The 16731-nt window shown below is 61.3% G+C and carries 19 protein-coding genes; 3 read left to right on the forward strand and 16 right to left on the reverse strand.

Annotated features, from left to right (window positions below; translation table 11 throughout):
- A partial coding sequence (locus AU381_RS28240; protein ID WP_244520023.1) for a GTP-binding protein occupies nt 1-126 on the reverse strand: 126 nt, incomplete at its 3' end.
- 416 nt (nt 127-542) lie between these two features.
- On the opposite strand from AU381_RS28240, the gene AU381_RS04865 reads away from it, so the two are divergent.
- Entirely contained in the window at nt 543-821 is a 279-nt protein-coding gene (locus tag AU381_RS04865) for an acetate and sugar kinases/Hsc70/actin family protein (RefSeq protein ID WP_060563916.1), read from the forward strand.
- Here AU381_RS04865 and AU381_RS04870 read toward each other — a convergent pair whose 3' ends face one another.
- From AU381_RS04870 to AU381_RS04885, 4 genes are all read right to left on the reverse strand, one after another.
- Nucleotides 822-1112, reverse strand: coding sequence for a hypothetical protein (locus AU381_RS04870; protein WP_060563918.1), 291 nt, complete (start codon nt 1110-1112; stop codon nt 822-824). It lies immediately after the preceding gene.
- 88 nt (nt 1113-1200) lie between these two features.
- Nucleotides 1201-1554, reverse strand: coding sequence for a hypothetical protein (locus tag AU381_RS04875; RefSeq protein ID WP_060563921.1), 354 nt, complete (start codon nt 1552-1554; stop codon nt 1201-1203).
- Nucleotides 1555-1560: 6 nt separating this feature from the next.
- Complete coding sequence (locus tag AU381_RS04880) at nt 1561-1881, reverse strand: hypothetical protein (RefSeq protein ID WP_037460658.1); 321 nt, start codon at nt 1879-1881, stop codon at nt 1561-1563.
- 27 nt (nt 1882-1908) lie between these two features.
- Nucleotides 1909-2433, reverse strand: a complete 525-nt coding sequence (locus AU381_RS04885; protein ID WP_064240673.1) for an N-acetylmuramoyl-L-alanine amidase — start codon at nt 2431-2433, stop codon at nt 1909-1911.
- Between the two features lie 156 nt (nt 2434-2589).
- On the opposite strand from AU381_RS04885, the gene AU381_RS04890 reads away from it, so the two are divergent.
- Together AU381_RS04890 and AU381_RS04895 are read left to right on the forward strand one after the other, a co-directional pair.
- Nucleotides 2590-4818: a glycosyltransferase gene (locus AU381_RS04890; RefSeq protein ID WP_060563924.1), complete on the forward strand. Its 2229-nt coding sequence runs from the start codon at nt 2590-2592 to the stop codon at nt 4816-4818.
- Nucleotides 4819-4858: 40 nt separating this feature from the next.
- Nucleotides 4859-5491: a class I SAM-dependent methyltransferase gene (locus tag AU381_RS04895; RefSeq protein ID WP_234885945.1), complete on the forward strand. Its 633-nt coding sequence runs from the start codon at nt 4859-4861 to the stop codon at nt 5489-5491.
- Here the strand turns inward: AU381_RS04895 and AU381_RS04900 are convergent.
- The 11 genes from AU381_RS04900 to AU381_RS04940 all read right to left on the reverse strand — a co-directional run bounded on the left by AU381_RS04900 (nt 5472) and on the right by AU381_RS04940 (nt 16671).
- The gene (locus AU381_RS04900; protein WP_060563929.1) at nt 5472-7874 is read right to left on the reverse strand and encodes a hypothetical protein; all 2403 of its coding nucleotides are present in this window, start codon (nt 7872-7874) and stop codon (nt 5472-5474) included. The genes AU381_RS04895 and AU381_RS04900 overlap by 20 nt on opposite strands.
- Complete coding sequence (locus AU381_RS04905; protein WP_060563931.1) at nt 7871-8218, reverse strand: hypothetical protein; 348 nt, start codon at nt 8216-8218, stop codon at nt 7871-7873. The genes AU381_RS04900 and AU381_RS04905 overlap by 4 nt, the downstream gene beginning before the upstream one ends.
- A gap of 11 nt (nt 8219-8229) precedes the next feature.
- Nucleotides 8230-9162 (reverse strand): phage tail protein, encoded by a 933-nt coding sequence (locus AU381_RS04910; protein ID WP_060563933.1) that lies wholly within the window; start codon nt 9160-9162, stop codon nt 8230-8232.
- Between the two features lie 198 nt (nt 9163-9360).
- A complete protein-coding gene (locus tag AU381_RS04915) occupies nt 9361-11478 on the reverse strand; it encodes a hypothetical protein (RefSeq protein WP_064240674.1) in 2118 nt (705 codons plus the stop codon).
- A complete protein-coding gene (locus AU381_RS04920; protein ID WP_060563937.1) occupies nt 11475-13439 on the reverse strand; it encodes a phage tail tip lysozyme in 1965 nt (654 codons plus the stop codon). Before AU381_RS04920 ends, AU381_RS04915 begins: the two co-directional genes overlap by 4 nt.
- On the reverse strand, nt 13439-14128 hold the full coding sequence (locus AU381_RS04925) for a hypothetical protein (protein WP_060563939.1): 690 nt from the start codon (nt 14126-14128) through the stop codon (nt 13439-13441). Before AU381_RS04925 ends, AU381_RS04920 begins: the two co-directional genes overlap by 1 nt.
- Nucleotides 14129-14143: 15 nt before the next feature.
- A complete protein-coding gene (locus AU381_RS29495) occupies nt 14144-14305 on the reverse strand; it encodes a hypothetical protein (RefSeq protein ID WP_156528541.1) in 162 nt (53 codons plus the stop codon).
- On the reverse strand, nt 14305-15732 hold the full coding sequence (locus AU381_RS04930; protein WP_064240675.1) for a hypothetical protein: 1428 nt from the start codon (nt 15730-15732) through the stop codon (nt 14305-14307). The genes AU381_RS29495 and AU381_RS04930 overlap by 1 nt, the downstream gene beginning before the upstream one ends.
- A gap of 3 nt (nt 15733-15735) precedes the next feature.
- A complete protein-coding gene (locus tag AU381_RS04935; protein WP_064240676.1) occupies nt 15736-16074 on the reverse strand; it encodes a hypothetical protein in 339 nt (112 codons plus the stop codon).
- Between the two features lie 18 nt (nt 16075-16092).
- Complete coding sequence (locus tag AU381_RS29500; RefSeq protein WP_156528542.1) at nt 16093-16263, reverse strand: hypothetical protein; 171 nt, start codon at nt 16261-16263, stop codon at nt 16093-16095.
- A gap of 12 nt (nt 16264-16275) precedes the next feature.
- On the reverse strand, nt 16276-16671 hold the full coding sequence (locus AU381_RS04940) for a hypothetical protein (protein ID WP_064240677.1): 396 nt from the start codon (nt 16669-16671) through the stop codon (nt 16276-16278).
- Between the last annotated feature and the right edge of the window lie 60 nt (nt 16672-16731).

Below are 16731 nucleotides of genomic sequence, written 5' to 3' on the forward strand. Positions count from 1 at the left end.
ATACGCCTTGAACTCGCCGAAATACTTGGTGATCGCTGCCGTCAGCGACGTCTTGCCATGGTCAACGTGGCCAATCGTGCCAATGTTGACGTGCGGCTTGTTGCGCTCGAATTTGCTCTTTGCCATGGGTACGCTTCCTGTGGTCAAATACGATTGATCAGCCGGCGGGGCCGGTTTGTGCAGCCGTTTAAGGGTTTCGCGGCATTTGCGCAAGACTTAATTGCGTCCGCCCGGACGGCAAGGTCTCGGCCTCTCTTAAAGACTCGCCGCGCCTGCGTGCATAGATCTGCCGGATTTAGAAAGAATCAACGTGATCAGCAGCATGCGACGCTTCTCTAAAGTCGAATGCCAATTGCTGTCGCGTGCAGGAAAAAGGCTGGAGCGGGTAGCGGGAATCGAACCCGCGTATTCAGCTTGGAAGGCTTCCAGAACATTGAACGTTTTCAATGCGGCGTGTCACAACCAATCCGGGGCGTTGCATAAGCGCCCCGGACTTCCCGACACGGATTGACTCGCGTGGCAGTCGTCAACATATCAGCCGCATGCCCGAGAAGCTCCGAACCCTCTCCGAGTTCACCAAGCCGCACATGGTGCTCACCTGCCACTGCGGCCGCAAAGGACGCTACAACGTCGCGCGTCTGATAGAGAAGCACGGGCCGGATATGCCGATCCGGGATTTCATCGACCTCATAGGCCAGAGCTGCCCGCGCTGGGTGCGGCCGTCCGAACATCGCTCGTGCGGCATCGGGTGTGACGATCTCGTCTATATGTTCTCGCCGGCACCAGCGACGGAGGAGTACGCGAGGAAGCAGGCGCGGTGATCAGGATGGGATGTGAAGGCCGCCTTTCGTGACGAACGTCATGAACGCCCCGAGCAGGCCGACCACGATCGCCAGAACGATGGTCACCAGATAGCCGTTTATCTTGTCGAGCTTCTTATCCAGGCCGCCGAATTTCTCGAGCAGGTTCTTCCACTGCTCTTCCTTCCGCGCGTCCGCAATGTCGGCCTGCACAAACCGCTGCTCCATGTTGGTCAGCCGCTGCTCTGTGGCCGCGTGCTTGTGCTCCAGTGAGACCACCCGGGAGCGGAGGTCGGCGGCTTCGATTGTCATCTCTTGGGTTCCAGTGCTCAATCCCCTGCCCTCGTATGCAATGCCACGGTAAGAGCCGGCCCCCGAGGATGAGGGCCGGCCTGTTCTGTTATCCGCCGATCGGCTTCTTTGCTGCCCACCGACCATAGAGCGCCAGCGCCCCGCCGACGACGGGGCCGAGCGCAATGATCAGGTCTATCACGTTGCCTTGCAGTTCTGCCGGGAGGGCATATCCGAAGGCGCCGAGGATGCCGGAGATGGCCGCCAGCAGGGCGCCGAGCGTGACACGCGACCGATACCAGGGCTCATTATTCGTCGCGTTGATGATCTCCGGCAGTATCTTGCTGGTGACTGCCTCGACGATCGGTGACACTGCGCCCGGTTGAGCCGGCACGGCAGGATTGCCAACAGCGCTCACCACCGCGCCGATGATCTTGTTTTCGAGTTTCTGTCTTGCGTCCATGGCCGGTCACTCCGCTGCCTTGGCTTCGCGCAGGGCGAGCGAGACGGTCGCATAGGCGGTCGCAGCCACCACGAGCGCATTGGCCGCCGTGACGCTGCCAGGATCGGCGCAGATGACCCGCACACCGTCGTAGGCGGCCTTCTCCTTGGCGATGGTGCGCGGCTTGATGTTGCCGGAGGCGGAGGCCGCGATGAATGCAGCGTGAGCCGTTTCAAGCAGAGCGCAGGTTTTCGGCAGGCTGGCCTTGATCGCGGTGTCGATCGAGCCGGTAGTCGTGCAGGAGGCGAGCGAAAGCGCCGCCACCGATGCAATCATCAGTGAACGCATGGTCAGTTCCTTCGTTGTTGGGAGGGGTTAGAGACGGGCCTTGACTTCGGCGCGCATTTTGTCGCCGCATGCCTTCGCCCCGATGACCGTCGGCGCGAAGGGCAACCTGGTGAAATCCCACTTGCCGCGCTGCTGGATGCCCAGATTCGCCTGCACCTCTGCATGTGAGAGGACCGTCTTCGGCGTGACCGGGATTTTGTAGAAGCTGGCGAGATGCGCGATGACATCCATGGCGCGATGCCACTGCGGTTCGGTCATCGGGAACTTGCCGGAGTGGAACGGGTTCTCGACGGCGCCGGCCATGCAGGCGAGCGAGACGCCTATCGAGCCGGTATTGCAGCCGCGAGTATGGGCCGCATAGTCGTCATCACCGGTGCTGACGTTGTCGGCGACGGTGTGATCTCCTCGCACGACATTCCCCGATCCCTCGATGATGAAGTGATAGTGCTCCTTGTCGAGATCGGAGGCCCGATAGGCGCCTGCGCTCCAATGCGCGATGATGCGCGACATCTTCACCGGCTGGAGCCATTCCAGCGGCAGCTTGTAGGTCATAGCGATGTCCTTTGAAGGTAAAGAAAAACCCCGCGCGAGGGCGGGGCCTGACGATGTAGCGAAATTTCGCCTCACCTGGCGATGAGCTTTGTCTTTCAATTTGTGCAGTGCGAAGTTAAAAGCCTCGGCAACCCTAAATTTCCTTCGGAGCCGTAAATGTCCCTCGCGCAAGCCCCGGTAGCTTTCGAACGCATCCAAGCGGCCGGCCATATTGAGCCGGTTCAGGAAACCGTTGATCTGGTGTTTGCCTCAGATGATCGATACGTCCGTTTTACCGCGGTGACGCTCGCGTCGATCCTCAAGAACTATTCGGGAAGCGCACCAATCCGGGTCTTCATCTTGATCGACAAGCTGTTGCCGGAAGCGGAGCGCGCCAAGCTGGAAGCGCTGCGCTCCATCCGGGAATTCAGCCTTCACGAAATCCCCGTCGATGCCCGCCTATTCGCCAACATCAAGACATCGGAGGGCATTTCGATCGCCACCTATTACCGGCTCCTGATGCACAAGCTGTTGCCGGCCGATGCGCGCAAGGTGCTTTATCTCGACAGCGACCTGATCATTCGCAAGTCGATCGATGAGTTGTTCAGCGTCCCCTTCGACGGGGCCCTGTTTGCCGGCGTCGAAGACACGATTTCCAGAACATACAATGCCAAGTTCGGTCTGGCTGAGAGCGCCAAGCATGTGAATGCAGGCGTCCTGCTGGTCAACGTCGATCTGATGCGCGCGATCGGCTTCAGCGAGCTCGTTGAGAGATACCTAGAGAGCAACCGCTACCGACTCGTTCTCGGCGATCAGCAGATACTCACCGAACTGTTCTTCGGCTCGATCAAATACGTTCCGGTCAAATGGAACGTTCACGGCTCGATGTTCAAGACCGACTGGGTCGAAAAGGTTGCCGGCGTCGAGAACTACATGAACCAGGGAGAGGCGACAGCAGCGATATCCGACCCAGCAATCATTCACTACACTCTCAAGCGGAAGCCATGGATGTCCCTCGAACACGCTCGCGCTGAAGAGTGGTTCGTCTACCTCGCCCTGACGCCATATGCCCTCGAGATCGAGAAACCTGAAAAGCCCGAGGAGGCCCCTTCCGGCAAACCGAAGCAGACCAACAAAAAGTCCGCACCGGAGAAGATGACCCTCGGCAGATTCCTGACCGTTATCGTTCCCGCAACCCTCGTAAGCTTCACCAGGATACGAAAGACGAGACTCGCAGTCGGCAAGCTCGAACGACGCCTTGATGCGCTCGAGAAGAAAAAACCGCAGACCGCGCCCCCCGCAGATCGCGGCGTGACCCTGAAAAACATCCTCGTCAGCAGGTCTGCAAACGCGCCTGCAGCATTCAGCGCCCGGGCCATGATCGAATCCCTTCCGGCGAATTCGGTCATCATGTCCAACGTCCACAAGAAGGACATGGAGGGCGGCTACGCCGAAAACATCAAAACGATCACGAAAACGGGGAATTTCTTCTATTTCACGGATCGCCTGCCGGATGCTGTTTTCCTGCTATCTCAGCGCATCGAGCAGGACATGTTTTGGTCATGTGTCGACACGGCCTATCTTTACGATCTGCCGCTCTATTTCACCGAAGTCGCTCTGTTCGGTGCCTTCGCCTCGTACTTCGACCCCGACGCGACATTGAACGAGCGGCGCGCTCTAGGCTTCATGATCGACGATCTCGGATACTATTTCGATGCCCGTCAGCCTTCTCGCATCGAGAGAACCCTCAACAAGTCTGACTTCGTCCTTTCCGAACAGGAATCCAGGCGCGCCCGCGCGGTCATCAACCGGATCTGCGCAGAAGGCATCACGAAATACAACAAATACGTCGTAGGGCCTGAATTCGAGATCGAGCCGAACGCGGTTCTTGTGATCGACCAAAAGAAGGGCGATGCATCGATCCAGTTTGCCGGCGCTAATGACTTCAGCTTCCACCGGATGCTTGATGCGGCCGTCGAGGAAAACCCGGGGCGCCCGGTCTATTTCAAGAGGCACCCGGACAGCATTCAGCGCAACATGAACTCCTACCGGAACAGGAATATCAACGAGATAACCGTGTTGCCGGATGACGTGACGATCGGTTCCGTCATCGATCGGTGCGACAAGATCTATACCGTCTCATCCCAGGTTGGCTTCGAGGGCCTGATGCGCGAAAAGGAAGTAGTAACCTTCGGCGCTCCTTTCTATTCCGGATGGGGCTTGACGGATGATCGCGGCACGGTCCAAAGACGCACACAGAGGAGAACTGTGGAGGAGCTTTTTCACGTGGCATGCATCAACCAATCCGTCTACCTGAATCCCGACACCGGTAAGCTGATCGAGATCGAGGAACTGATCGATATTATTCTGCAGATGCGCGCCGACAATGCAGCCCGCAGAACTTGAGGCACTGATAGCGTCAGAAACTCGGTTCGCAGAATTGTTGATGAAGACTGGCTGGAGGGTTGAAGACCCTCTTTCCAGCCAGGTTTCAAAGACGGTGATCCGTCCGCGACAGGCTTCCTCAAGCATAGACGCATCTTATTACCAGCGCCTTCATGAGGAGGATGCTGGTTATATGGCGAACAATTGGCTCGTTGCCGAACAGGCGGTCATCCTTTCATCCAAGCCGAAAACTGTCGTCGAGGTTGGTTGCGGCAATGGCGAGTTCTCGCGCGCCATTGCCGGGAGCGTCCGTAAGGTCTACGCGGTCGACTGGGCGCTGTCGCCGAAGTTCGTAGAGCGCCCGCAAAATGTTCTCTTTTGGAAAGCTGACATCACCAAGGATAAGATCCCCAGCGGAGACATCACCTGCTCTGCCGATGTGCTTGAGCATTTTTCGGCGGAAGACCTGACTCGCGTCGTAGGCAAATGCGCAACCTCCTCGCCTTTACAGTATCACGTTATCGCCTGCTACGATGACGGCCATAGCCATCTGACCGTCATGCCACCGGGAGCGTGGCTGGCCCTCTGGTGGCGGTTCTGTCCTGGAGCGCGGCTAATTCGGATAGATTGTCGCCGCAACAGGCCAGATCAATTGGTTTGCGTGATTGGGAATATTACGCCGCCATCACCGTGACGCTGACGCTCTGCGACGAGCCTAGCCGGTTCTCGATATAGAGAACACCGGATTGCACACCCAGCGTCAGATTGCCATCCGTGCCAGTCGTGCCGGTCAGAACAGCAGCGGTTGCTACGGTGTTCGCGTCTGTCACTCGGTTGGCGCTGACGGTCGGGGTGGACGCCGCCCGGATCGTGAAGATGCCGTGACGTGCCGAACCGGCCGTGAGATGCACAGCGCCCGAGAACACGGACCGGCGAAGATCGATTGTCGCGACACTGTCATCTGCGATGGTGAAGAAATACGAGAACGCCGAATTGACGTTGGGAAGAGCTTGCGGCGATATTTGGATGTCACTGACTGTGCCCGAGTATGAGAACGGCGTTGCTCTCTCGCTGGCGTCCACTGTCCCGTCGATACGAACGCTTCCGAGCGTCCCGGCCGTGCGGATGAATTCAACGCCGTTGCCGGAAGCGCCGACGATGACACCATTTGACATCGTGACGTTTTCCAGCACCCCGGAACTAGCCTGCACGAGGCTAATGCCTGCGGTCGGGTGGGAGTTGATCTGGAAGTCGGAGATGGAAACCCCGTCGATGCTGAACGTGCTCGCGGTCTCCAGCTTGATCACTTGGGCGGGAGCTGTGCCGGCGAAGCCGTTGTAGCGAACGCCGTTGATGATCACATGGCTGATGTTCGCGGCCGACGCCTGAAGATGAACATGGAGGCATGGACCGACGCCACTCGTGTTTTCGACGCTCAAGCCTGAAATTGCGCTGGCCCCGGAGCCCCCGGCATGCACCATCGCTGTCGGGGCAAGAGTGCTCGACGTCGGGATACGCACACCATCGATCGTTACACCCGTCGCACCCAAGACGCGGATCATGCTCGAGCCGGCGCCCGGATCGGCCCCATAGACGCCGGTCACGTCCTTGATACGGCAGGCGGTTCCGCCATTCTCTACGACAATGCCGAGAGCGGCCGATTGCCAGAAAATATCCTCGATATAGCATTCGCTATGGGCAACCCTTATCCAGGCGTTTGCGCGCGTGGTGATCGTATCGAGCTCGAACTGGATGCCAGTAAAGCGGCAAGCTGTCTCATCCGTTGTGAAGACGTCAAAGCCGTCGGCATCAACCTTGAAGACGGTTCGACGTGTTCCCGCGCCTTTGATCCAGCACCCGCGAGTTACTGTTATGCCGGAATCGACGTAATAGTTGCCAACATCGAACTCGATGACGCTCTCGCGAAGGTTCCCCATCGCGGTGCACGCCTTCTGAATGAGCGGTCCCTGGTCAGTGCCGCCCACAGCCGGCGTGGGGAACGCGCCGAACCAGGAGACATGCACCATGCGCGCGTCTTCGCCGCTGTCGCTGTCGTGGGCAAGCGAGATCGAACCATCACCGCGGAAAATCCACTGGCGCGAGCTTTCGATGCGGTTGGTGATGGTCAGCGTGAACGTGGCGTCTACGGTGACATACGCGGCATCTTGGAAGTAAACCGGCACATCAACTGTCAGGTTCGCGCCGAGCTTCGTCGCGCCGGTCGGGAAACGGACAAAGCCCATCACCGCCGCCATGACCGAAATTGCCGTTGCGCTGTTGGCGCCCGCCGAGCCGCCGAAATGATAGACGGTCGGATCTCCGACACGCACCCAGGCGCCGGCCGTCGAAGCAATCGCGTCGGCCTTGATATAGACGCCTTCCTGCGTGTCGGCCGTGATCTGAGTGGAATGGTCGCCAGTGGTCCACTGGAAGATACCTTGCCGCCCCGCTTCCTTGTTGAAGGCGAGCGTGTCCTTTGTCGTGTCGAGCGCTTTCAACGCCGTGCGATCCGCAACATAAGGCGGGATATCGAGATAGTCGCGAACGTCTGCCTGTACCGCATCGGCGAGAATGGCGAGACCGGCCGCGCCAAGCGTCATCCCGGCGAGCGTCTTCAGATTGTCGCTCACCAGGCGATCAGTGCCGATATCCTCGGCGAGATACCAAGTGCGGCCGTCGCCAGACACGAAGGTCGTTGCGCTGCCGTTGTTGCTGTCGATGAAAAGGCCGCCCGCGCCGTCGCCGACGGTCGCATCGCCGAAGACATAGATCGCATGAACGGCGACCGGGACGTTCGCCAGTTCGGCCGCGGCGATTGTCGGATAGCCGAACGCCACGCCGGCAACATCAATCATCGACTGCAGAAGGATGCGGTGATAGGCGCCCGTCGAGGCGTCATACATCGCAAAATAGTTCTGCTCCGGGTCCGGAATCGTCGCGATGTCGCCCAGGTTCTCGAAATCGAGGCTGACGGTCAGATCGGGAGATCCGCTGGCCCGCTCGACCTTGACCCCGTCTGTGCCCTCAATTCGGGCCGGGAAGCGCGGAAGCATGCGAAGGCGAAGGGCTGCGGTCATATGGAAACGATCCCGTCAACGATTGGAACTATGCCGATGAGGTATTGAGTGGTGAGGTCGTCGCGCTCGATCGTCACGCCGATCTCATAGGATCCGGAACAAAGGCCGGTCATGTCGGAGCGCGGGAATTGCCACTCAAGGACGCCATTGCCCAGGTCGGTGATCTTGCCGTTGTCGATGCTGGCCGAGAGGCGAGCATATGATGAACCCTGCTCGCGAACCTCGATGGTGACCTCGACGCCGGTAAAGTCCGTGATGGTCTCCCCGGTGTCGTCATCGACGATCTCGAAGGGCTGCACCCAATCGGCGCGGTTGGAGACTTGCTCAAATCGTGCTTCGAACACTTGGTCTCCCCCTAAAGGCGAATGTAGACGGTGAGGGCAAGGGACGGCTGAATGTTGTTGTGCGCGGCGCCGCCGCCCTTGTTCTGAACGGTGATGGCGTGGTTATGCGCCACGGTCGGAACGTCAGTTCCGCCCCCGGACAAGGCAACACGAGAGCCGCCGCCGCCAGTCTGGGCGCCAGCGATGTCCGTGAACCCGTTGAGGATCGGAGCCTTGCTGTCCGACGTTGCGTCGTGGTTGTGGACCGGCATTTCGGAGATGCTGAGCGTGTGCGTCTGCGCGCCGCCCTTCCAGCCGAGATCATCGGCATCCGTCAGCACCCCAGCCGCTATGTTGCCCATGTCGTCAAGGCCGACGATCGCCCGCCCACGGAAGTCGGGAAGGTCGATCGGCTTGTTCGCGGACCAGTCGGCGTTTGCTGAAGCGCCGCGGCCCCCAGCAACCACGAGGTTCGGATCGGCATTCCAGAGGAATTCATAGAGCGTCTGGCAGTCCGAGTTCGCCCGCTCCGTCGCGCCGCTGGTGGCCGTGCCGATCGACCGCCCGTTGCCTCGTACATAGCCGTCTAGGAAACCCTCGCCGTACCTGACCTTGATGTCTCCCGTCTCCAGAAGGGAGTTAGGGTCAACAGGTGCCGGCGGAGAGCCGCCGCCTTCGGTCGGGCCGATGATCGGCAAGGTATCGCTGTCGTAGAGGATCGAGCCGCCTGGCGTCGTGACGCGCACCCGGTAGAACTCGTCCGCCTCGTCGAGGAACACAGCCGGGAAGCGGCCATACCCGTCCGTTTCGAGCGGGTTCGGATGCGCCGTGGTCAGGCCGTAATCCCGATAGACCGTGATCGGCGTCGTGGTGCCGGCGGCGTAGAAATACGCCTTCGCCCCAACGATCGGCTTGCCGTTCAGGTCCTGAATGGTCGTGAACGAGCTTGGCCAGAAACCTGACATCGGCATCTCCATGTAAAAAGCCCCCCGGGGGAGCCTTGCAATTCAACCAAAGCGCGCGCATTTTCAGCGCATGCACGATAAACCCGACATTCTCACCTTAGTCAGCAACATGATCGCGCTCGCCATCCTCTTGCCTCTCGGCTGGTGGCTCCACGAACAGCGCCTATTCGGCTTTGGTGATTGGGTTGTGAGCCTCTTTCACTGACGAGGCGTGACGGTGATTTCCAGCGGCTGACGTGGCTCTTGCCCCAGCACGCGCGGAATTGCCCGAGACGGAATGGCCAGAGCATCGCCGATCTGCTCAAGCGCTTTCATGAAGGCTGGGCTTTTCTCTGCCTGGGTGACTGCATTCGCAATCGCGCGCGGATCATTCGAGGTCAGCATCTTGGCCACCGCCTGCATGACCTGATTTTCTGCTCGGCTTTGAAGAGCTCGGCCGCCCTTTACAGCTAGACCGCCGATTACCGCCCCGGTCAGATCACCGCCCGAAATGGCATAGCCGCCGCCGGCGCCGAGCCCGAGCTCGACAAGCTGCCTTGCGGTGGTCGAGTTGCCCATGGCACCGCGCAGCCGATCGGCGATGTCCTCAACCCTCACATAGGCCTCAAGCGCCTTGGCCTTCTGTGGCCCGAAGACGAGCTCTAGCGATTCCCGCGATGCCTGAGACTTGAAAACGGAGTTGATGACGTTCGTTCGATCGCCGGCTGCCTTGATGCGGTCGATCAGCTCGGAGGCATAGCCGGTTTGGAAGGCTGCCTTTTCTGCCGGCGTGAACTTGGCGTAGGCCTTTTGGGCTTCAGGCACGAGCCGCGGCGTCCCGGCGAACTTCTTGCCAGCCTCGACCGCGTCATCAGCGCCGAAGAAGGCGGCCGCGCCCTGTCGAGCATTTTTGAAGGTCGGGACAGCGGTATCTAGTTCGTTGTTCAACGCCGTCCGAAGCGCGCCGATCTCCGATGCCGTCGTGGTATCGCCAGCGCGAGCAGCCTTTTCCGATGCGGAGCGAAGATTGCGCTGCACATGGTCCCAAAATTCAAGGCTAGGCGTCACAAGCGTTCCGTCTGCCTTCTGCTTCAGCACGTATTGACCTTGGCTGTTCTGCGTGAACGGGTTCGGGATTTCCTTTGCTCCGGTTATCGCCCCGCGATCTGCGCTCTTCCGTGGCACGGTATCGATTGCGCGGCGGAAGGACGGAGACTGCATCAACTGCTGGATGCGCGGCGTAAACACTTGCTGAGCGTTGGGGCTGGCATAGGCGGCGTCATAGGCTGGCTTGTTGGCGCGCCGTGCTGCTGTACGGATGGCATCCTGATAGCCGATGTCATCGACGGAACCGCCGGCAACGCGGCGGATCACGTCAACCGCACGGTTTCCCTGCGTGGCGAAGCGGTCGTCGGCGACTTTGGTGATGACCTGGCGCGCTTCCGGGGCTTGGTTGGAGACGGAACGCGCAAGCGCCCGCGTGGTCTCTCCACCTCGATCGACGTTCAGAAGCGGAACGCCGGTAGAGCGTGCAACAGCCTCGTCTGTGGAGTTGAGCACGTCGCCTGCAAGCCTGTCGCGCTTGACAGCCACGCCAACGCGTCGGGATGCTTCCTCGGCCGGCCTGAGAACGGCACGGGCGGCCGGAGCGACCTTCTCACCGACAGCGCCGAGAACGCCCCGAACACCCGCCCCGACGACAGGGACAGCGCCGCCGATGGCGCCACCGATGACACCGCTGTTGATGACGTCTGCCGCGTTGCCGCCGCGTACTGCAGTATCAGCCGCAGATATGCCGCCGCTCGACAAAGCAGAGGCGCCAGCGCGCGAAAGCAGGTTCGGGCCGGTGATACCCAATGCCCGCGCGCCTGCTGCTGTAGAGCCAAGGGCGCCGAAAGCCGCGACGTTTCCCGCAACGCTACCGGCGAGCCGAGATCCTGGGTTCGCCTCCTGCGCTGCCTGGACGGTCCGCTGCCCCTGCTCGAGGTTCGTCGCATAGTCCTCGCCATCGATCAGGGAGGAGATACCGGCCGCCGCACGCTCGACACCGCCGAGCAGAGCAGGACCAACGATCGGGATGTCTCCAATGAAGCCGGAACCGAAGGCGCCTGCCTTGCCGCTTCCCGTGTTCTGACGTTCCTTCTCCAGCTCGAGCAAGCCTTCCTCATAGGAGAGGTGACGACCGGCCGGCGCCGCCTTTGCTTCTGGTTCGGCTGCAGCCGGCGCGTCGAAAGACTTGGCGATCTCATCGACCGTCGCTGCCTGCTGTTCTGGAGACAAGCTCTTGAAGCTGTCATCGACCTGAACGCGGCGGCCGTTGATGTTGAGAACGGTCATTCAACGATCTCCCACGTCACGCCGGATTGCGTGCGGTTGCCCTTGTTCGAGCGGCTCTCTGGCTTGTAGAAGGTGCCGCCCCGCAGTTCGTTGGCGCGGTCGCGGTAGGTTTGCAGGCGGCGCTGAACCGCTTGCATGGCGCGCTGATAGATACCGCGGCGGACTTCAGGCGGGAGGTTCGACGAACCGGACATGTCGAGCAGGATCTTGCGCTCGCCTTCGGTCGGTGCCCCGCCGAAAATGGCTTTGAGCTGGCCCAGAGCCTGACCGGTCACGACGTTATCGAGTTCAAGCGTTGCCTCACCGGCATCAGCGCCGAACGTGCCGGAGATCATGCCGCGCGTCCCGGCGAACGGACCGGAATAGGCTTGATCGTTCAATTCAAGGGCTCGGTTGAGCAGCGGGATGACGCCTTCTGCATTCATGACCGCCTCGTCGGCCTCTAGAATGGCCTTCTTGTCGGTCGCCGTGAGCGTCTGCTCGTTCTCGCGCGGAAGTTTGCCCGTGAGGATGAAACCCTGATAAGCCGGATCGTCAGGCGTGAGGCCAGCTTGCGCCGCCGCTTGGCGCCGTGCTTCCACCTCGTTGCCGACGTTGATCGTCTGCCCTGCCCCGCCGACGGCAGAAATCTGGCCTTCGGGGCCGACCTGATAAACGCGCTGGTCAGTCTCGGGGATGCCAAGCTGCGTTCGTTCCTCGGCCGTGAGCGTGCGATACTGGCCCTTCTGCTTTCCGTAATTCCCGACCGGATCGACCTGGCCCGTCTGCTTGTTGGCACGGAACAGCGTGCCATCCGGAGCGGTGAGGAAGTGGAACGCGCTGTCATTCGAGCCGGTGAGCTTCTGCTGCCACAGCTTGAGGCCGACTTCGCGGGTGTTGCGATCACGGACGAGGTCGGCAATCTGCTGGTTGGTGATGCCGCCGAGGCCCGCGTCCAACTGCGGAGCTACACCGGGAATGCCGACCGCGCCCGAGACGTCTGCGACCTCTACCGGCGCGAAGGCTGCAGGAGATGCTGCGGGGGTTGCCACGGGCTGCGGTGCAGGCGCAGCGCCGGCAGCATTGGTCTCAGCGAGGCGCGCGGCAAGCGCTTCCCTGCCCTCGACCTTGTCAACAGGGAGAGGCGTAAGCCCGAAACGGTCTGTGAAGGCTTCCTCAGACAGAGGCGCACCGGAAACTGCCGGAAGCGTACCGGCCGCCATGGCGTTCACCGCATCGGCAGAAGTCTGGGGCGCTGACGCGTTCGCGAACTCCTGCGCGAAGTAGTTCTGCGCCAGCGCGCGCCGACGGGCCGCCTCGCCACCCGCCTGATCGTATCCGGCGAACTTCCACGCATTGTTCATGAGGTTCTGGGCTTCCTCGACGCTGCCGGCATTGTTGAGCGCCGCGATCAGCTGCGGATCCTCCTGAAGGAAGAATTCAGCCTGCGTCTGCGGAGAGATGTTGCCCGGTTGCTCGCCCTTGCTCGCCGCATAGGCGTTGAGGCCCGCCAGCCGTTCGTTGCGCCAGGACATGATTCCGCCGGCCGTACCCGCCTGCCCGCTCTGGCTCGGGTCGCTCCAAGTGCGGTTGGCGTTCTTCGGCGAAAAGCCGCTCTCGGCGCGTCCCGTGGCGGCGATTGCCGACAGAGCATAAGGGTTCGTTACCCCGCCACTACGAACAGTCTCGATGAACGGCTGATACGTGCTGCCCTGAGGCTGCCCGCGCTCAACGGGCGTGACAGGCGCCGCGAAGCTCTGCGGCTGCTGCTGAGGGGCCAGGCGCGACAGGAAGCCGCCCTGCTGCTGGGCAGGCGCAGCGCCGCCCTGTTTGCCGATCAGGTCGGCGAGCTTCCCGAAGGACTTATCCTGCGAATACTGGTCGATCGCGCCGCCGAGCGTGTCGGCGATGCCGCCAAGCCAGGAATAGTCGCGCTCGGGAATGGCAATGTTCGGCAGGACGAGGCTTGCAAGCTGAGCCATCAGAAAAGACCTCCCGTCAATGCCTTCGTACCGAGACCGACGCCCATATTGAGCAGGCCGCCAAGGAAGCTGCCCTTTGCCGCAGACTGCTGCTCACGAACCTGCGCGAGCTGGTTGTTGTTGCCCATGCGGGCCTGAACGACGTTGCTCGCGAGGCCGAGGCGGTCGTCGGCCGTGCCCTGGTAGAGATCAGAGAGGCCGCCATAGGCGCTCGCTTGGCCGCCTGTGGCGCTGAGGCCTTGGCTAGAAAGCCCCTGCAGCCGATCGAGCCATGAGCCGTATTCCTGATTGGCAAGTCCTTGGCCGTACTGCGTGAGAGCCGTCAGCGTGTTGCCGCTGTTCAGCATGCCGGCTGCCGAGGCACCGCGCAGAGCCGCTTGCGTGCCCTGATCCATGGCGAAGTCATAGCCGGGGCCAGCCTGGAATGCGCCCTGTGCCGCGGCCGTCCCATCGTCGCCACCAAGGCCGAGGGCGTTGGAATACATCGACGTGGCGTCACGGCCCGCGCTCGTGTACGGATCATAGCCGGCGATCGCCTTGTTGATCGCGCCAGATGACCGCGCCTCACCGGTATTGATGATGCCTTGACCCTGACGATCGAACTTGTTGATCAGGGTGCGGTTCTTCTTCGTTGCGGCGGCCGCTGCCTTGCCGACGTTGCCGCCGGTCAGAGAATCGAGAAAGCCCATCGTGAATGCTCCAGTTTACAGGCCGCCGGCGTCGAGGCGTTCCTCGATCTCGCGAATGTGCTGATCGAGGCGTTGGAGGTAGAGATACCAGGTCTGCGTGATCCGGCCGGTGCGAGGATCGACAAGCGGCTCCTGCGGTGGCGGGAGTTGCGGAAGCTTTGCAAGGGTGCTCGCCATTACCTTGACCTCGGGTCGCCATCCATCTGCCCGGACAGCAGGGAAACGAAGACAGGATCGGAGAGGTCGAGCCGCCAGACGCGCCCATAAGGGCCGGCCATGCCAGTCCGGTTGACCGTTACGCGGGTCTGAAACTTCGACAGCGGACCGAGCTTGCGGCTCACCGGAACCTTGAACGTGGCGCCGCCGTCATCCGACCATGAAATCAGGACGACAGGATCAGTCTCGATCGGTTCCGAGCCAGAAACCTTCCCCTGCCCGACGATGAAGTCGAAATCGGCGCGAGGAATCGCCACACGGTTCGGGAATCCGCTTGCCGGCTGCGAAATGAAGCTCGCAATCAGCGGGTCATCGCCTTCCTTGTGGACGTTCGGATCAAGCATCCAGACGCGCCCCGTCGTGCGATCACCGAGCACCCAGCCGCCGAAGGCCTGTGCCGAGCAGACAGCCCTCCACCGCGTGTTTTCGTAGCTGGCCCGCTCATGCCACAGGCCCGTGCTAACCTCGTATTCCCAGGTGAATGTCGGTCCGGTAACCGCGACCCAGCTATGACCTGAGGTGACGGAAACTGTCACGTCCAGTTGCGTCTTGTCGGAAACTGCCTCGATCAGCCGATCGAGATCCGGCGTGGAAATCTTCGTCGGCGTGTAGCCTCCGGAGAGCAGATGGACGCCGTTGTCATTGCCGACGAAAACGATGTTGCTGAAACCTTCCTCAAAGCCGGCAATGGCAAATGTCGAGGCCAGCCCGACCCCTGCGAATGTCGCAGCTCTTGAGAATGGAGAGCCCGTCGCATTGCCTGCGTTCTGCCAGAACTCGAGGAACGACGGCCCGCAGACAAGCAGCATTTCGCCATAGGGAACGGCGTTGAGGATGCCTCCCGGTCGGCTTTCAGCCTTTCCGAAGTCGAGGGCCGATACCGTGGTTGCGTTGATCCCGGAGAAGAAGAAACGGCCATCCCGGATGGCCCAGATGAAATAGCCTGCGAGGAAGCAGCCAGTCAGCGCTTGCGGCAAGTCACCATCGCCAAGGGCTACCGGTGGAGCGCCAGACGTGACGACATAGGTGTCGTTCTGCGTGGTGCAGAGGATATCAGGCGTCGGAGACTTGTTATTGCGGGCGAAGGTGACACGCCCCGTCCCAGGCAATGCGCCGAGATCGGTAACCGTGTACGTGCTGCCGGAGAGCGTGACCTTGCGCAGGCGCTCTGCCACGGCGATGTAGAGGGTTCCATTGTGGAAGTGCATGCCGCGCATGCCAACCTCGGTCGCGGTAGCGAGCAGCCTCAAGCCAGGGGCGCGCCGACGGGCAAAGCCAGCGCGGGCGCCATCCTGCAGCTTCTCGGCATAGGCGTTGATCAGACGGCCGGCGCCTTCGCCAGGGCGCGCACCGGGCGCCGTGCTGATCGGAAAGAGAATATCGGCCATGGCTCAGAAGTAATCCGTCTGCTGCGCGGAGCCGGAAACGTAGGTTGAAGGACGCATCGCATACATCCGCGCTATGGCTTCCGCCACGCTGTCGGGATTGCGCGGCTGCCCGAAAGACGGCGCCGCCATATTCGCCAGATAAGTCGCGAGCGGATCCACGAATTCATCGTCGAATTCCTGCGTATCGGTGAAGAAGATGATGTCGCGCCGATTGAGCTCGGCAACGGCACTGTCGACGAGACCGTCGATCGTCTCGACGTCTTCTGCCTCCGGCGCCTGCCCTGCTGCAACGGCGTTCAGGAGTTGCAGAGTCGCGGTAATGAGTTCTTCACGCGTTTTCATGACCGCGACTCCTGCTGTTTACTCGGACTTTTCGCCGACGATCTTGAAGAAGGCATTGCCGCGGAACTTCGCCAGCGCCTTATCGTCGGTGTCCGGAACGTCGGTCGGCTTCTTGTCCTTGAACTCGTAACCGAACTGGACGGTGTCATCCGGGGCGCCACGCTCCGGATGGTAGATGACCTTTGCCATGTGCCCTGCTCCTTAGTTGTTCGGCAGGAAGGCGATGACGACGACGGCGGAGCCAGCCGTGGCTGCCGTGCCGGTTTCCGCCAGGGTGCAGGTCAGTTCGGTGTCGACCGTCACGACCATGCTCACCGCCTCGTCGAGCGGGACAAAGGCCGCCGCCGTCTTGACGTCGAGATCGGTGGCGTAGAGGTCGCCGTCGGCAGCCGACCCGATGTCAAGCACGGTCGTGGTTGCCGAGTTGAACACGGTGTTGACCTGCACGCCCGACTGCGGCTTGAGGATCAGCGCGCCGGCCGGGATGGTGCCGAGCTTGACGACCTTGGCCATGTCGGCAACGCCGATCGTCTTGCGGAGATACTGCACGTTCTGATAACCGGCATCGCGCGCCGGGAGTTTGCGATTGAGGCCCATCGTGGTGCCCTTTCATGTTTGGTGAAACGAGAAAGGGGCGACCGGAGCCGCCCCACGAGG

This window comes from Sinorhizobium glycinis, from assembly GCF_001651865.1.
In the GTDB taxonomy this organism is placed as follows: Bacteria; Pseudomonadota; Alphaproteobacteria; order Rhizobiales; family Rhizobiaceae; genus Sinorhizobium; species Sinorhizobium glycinis.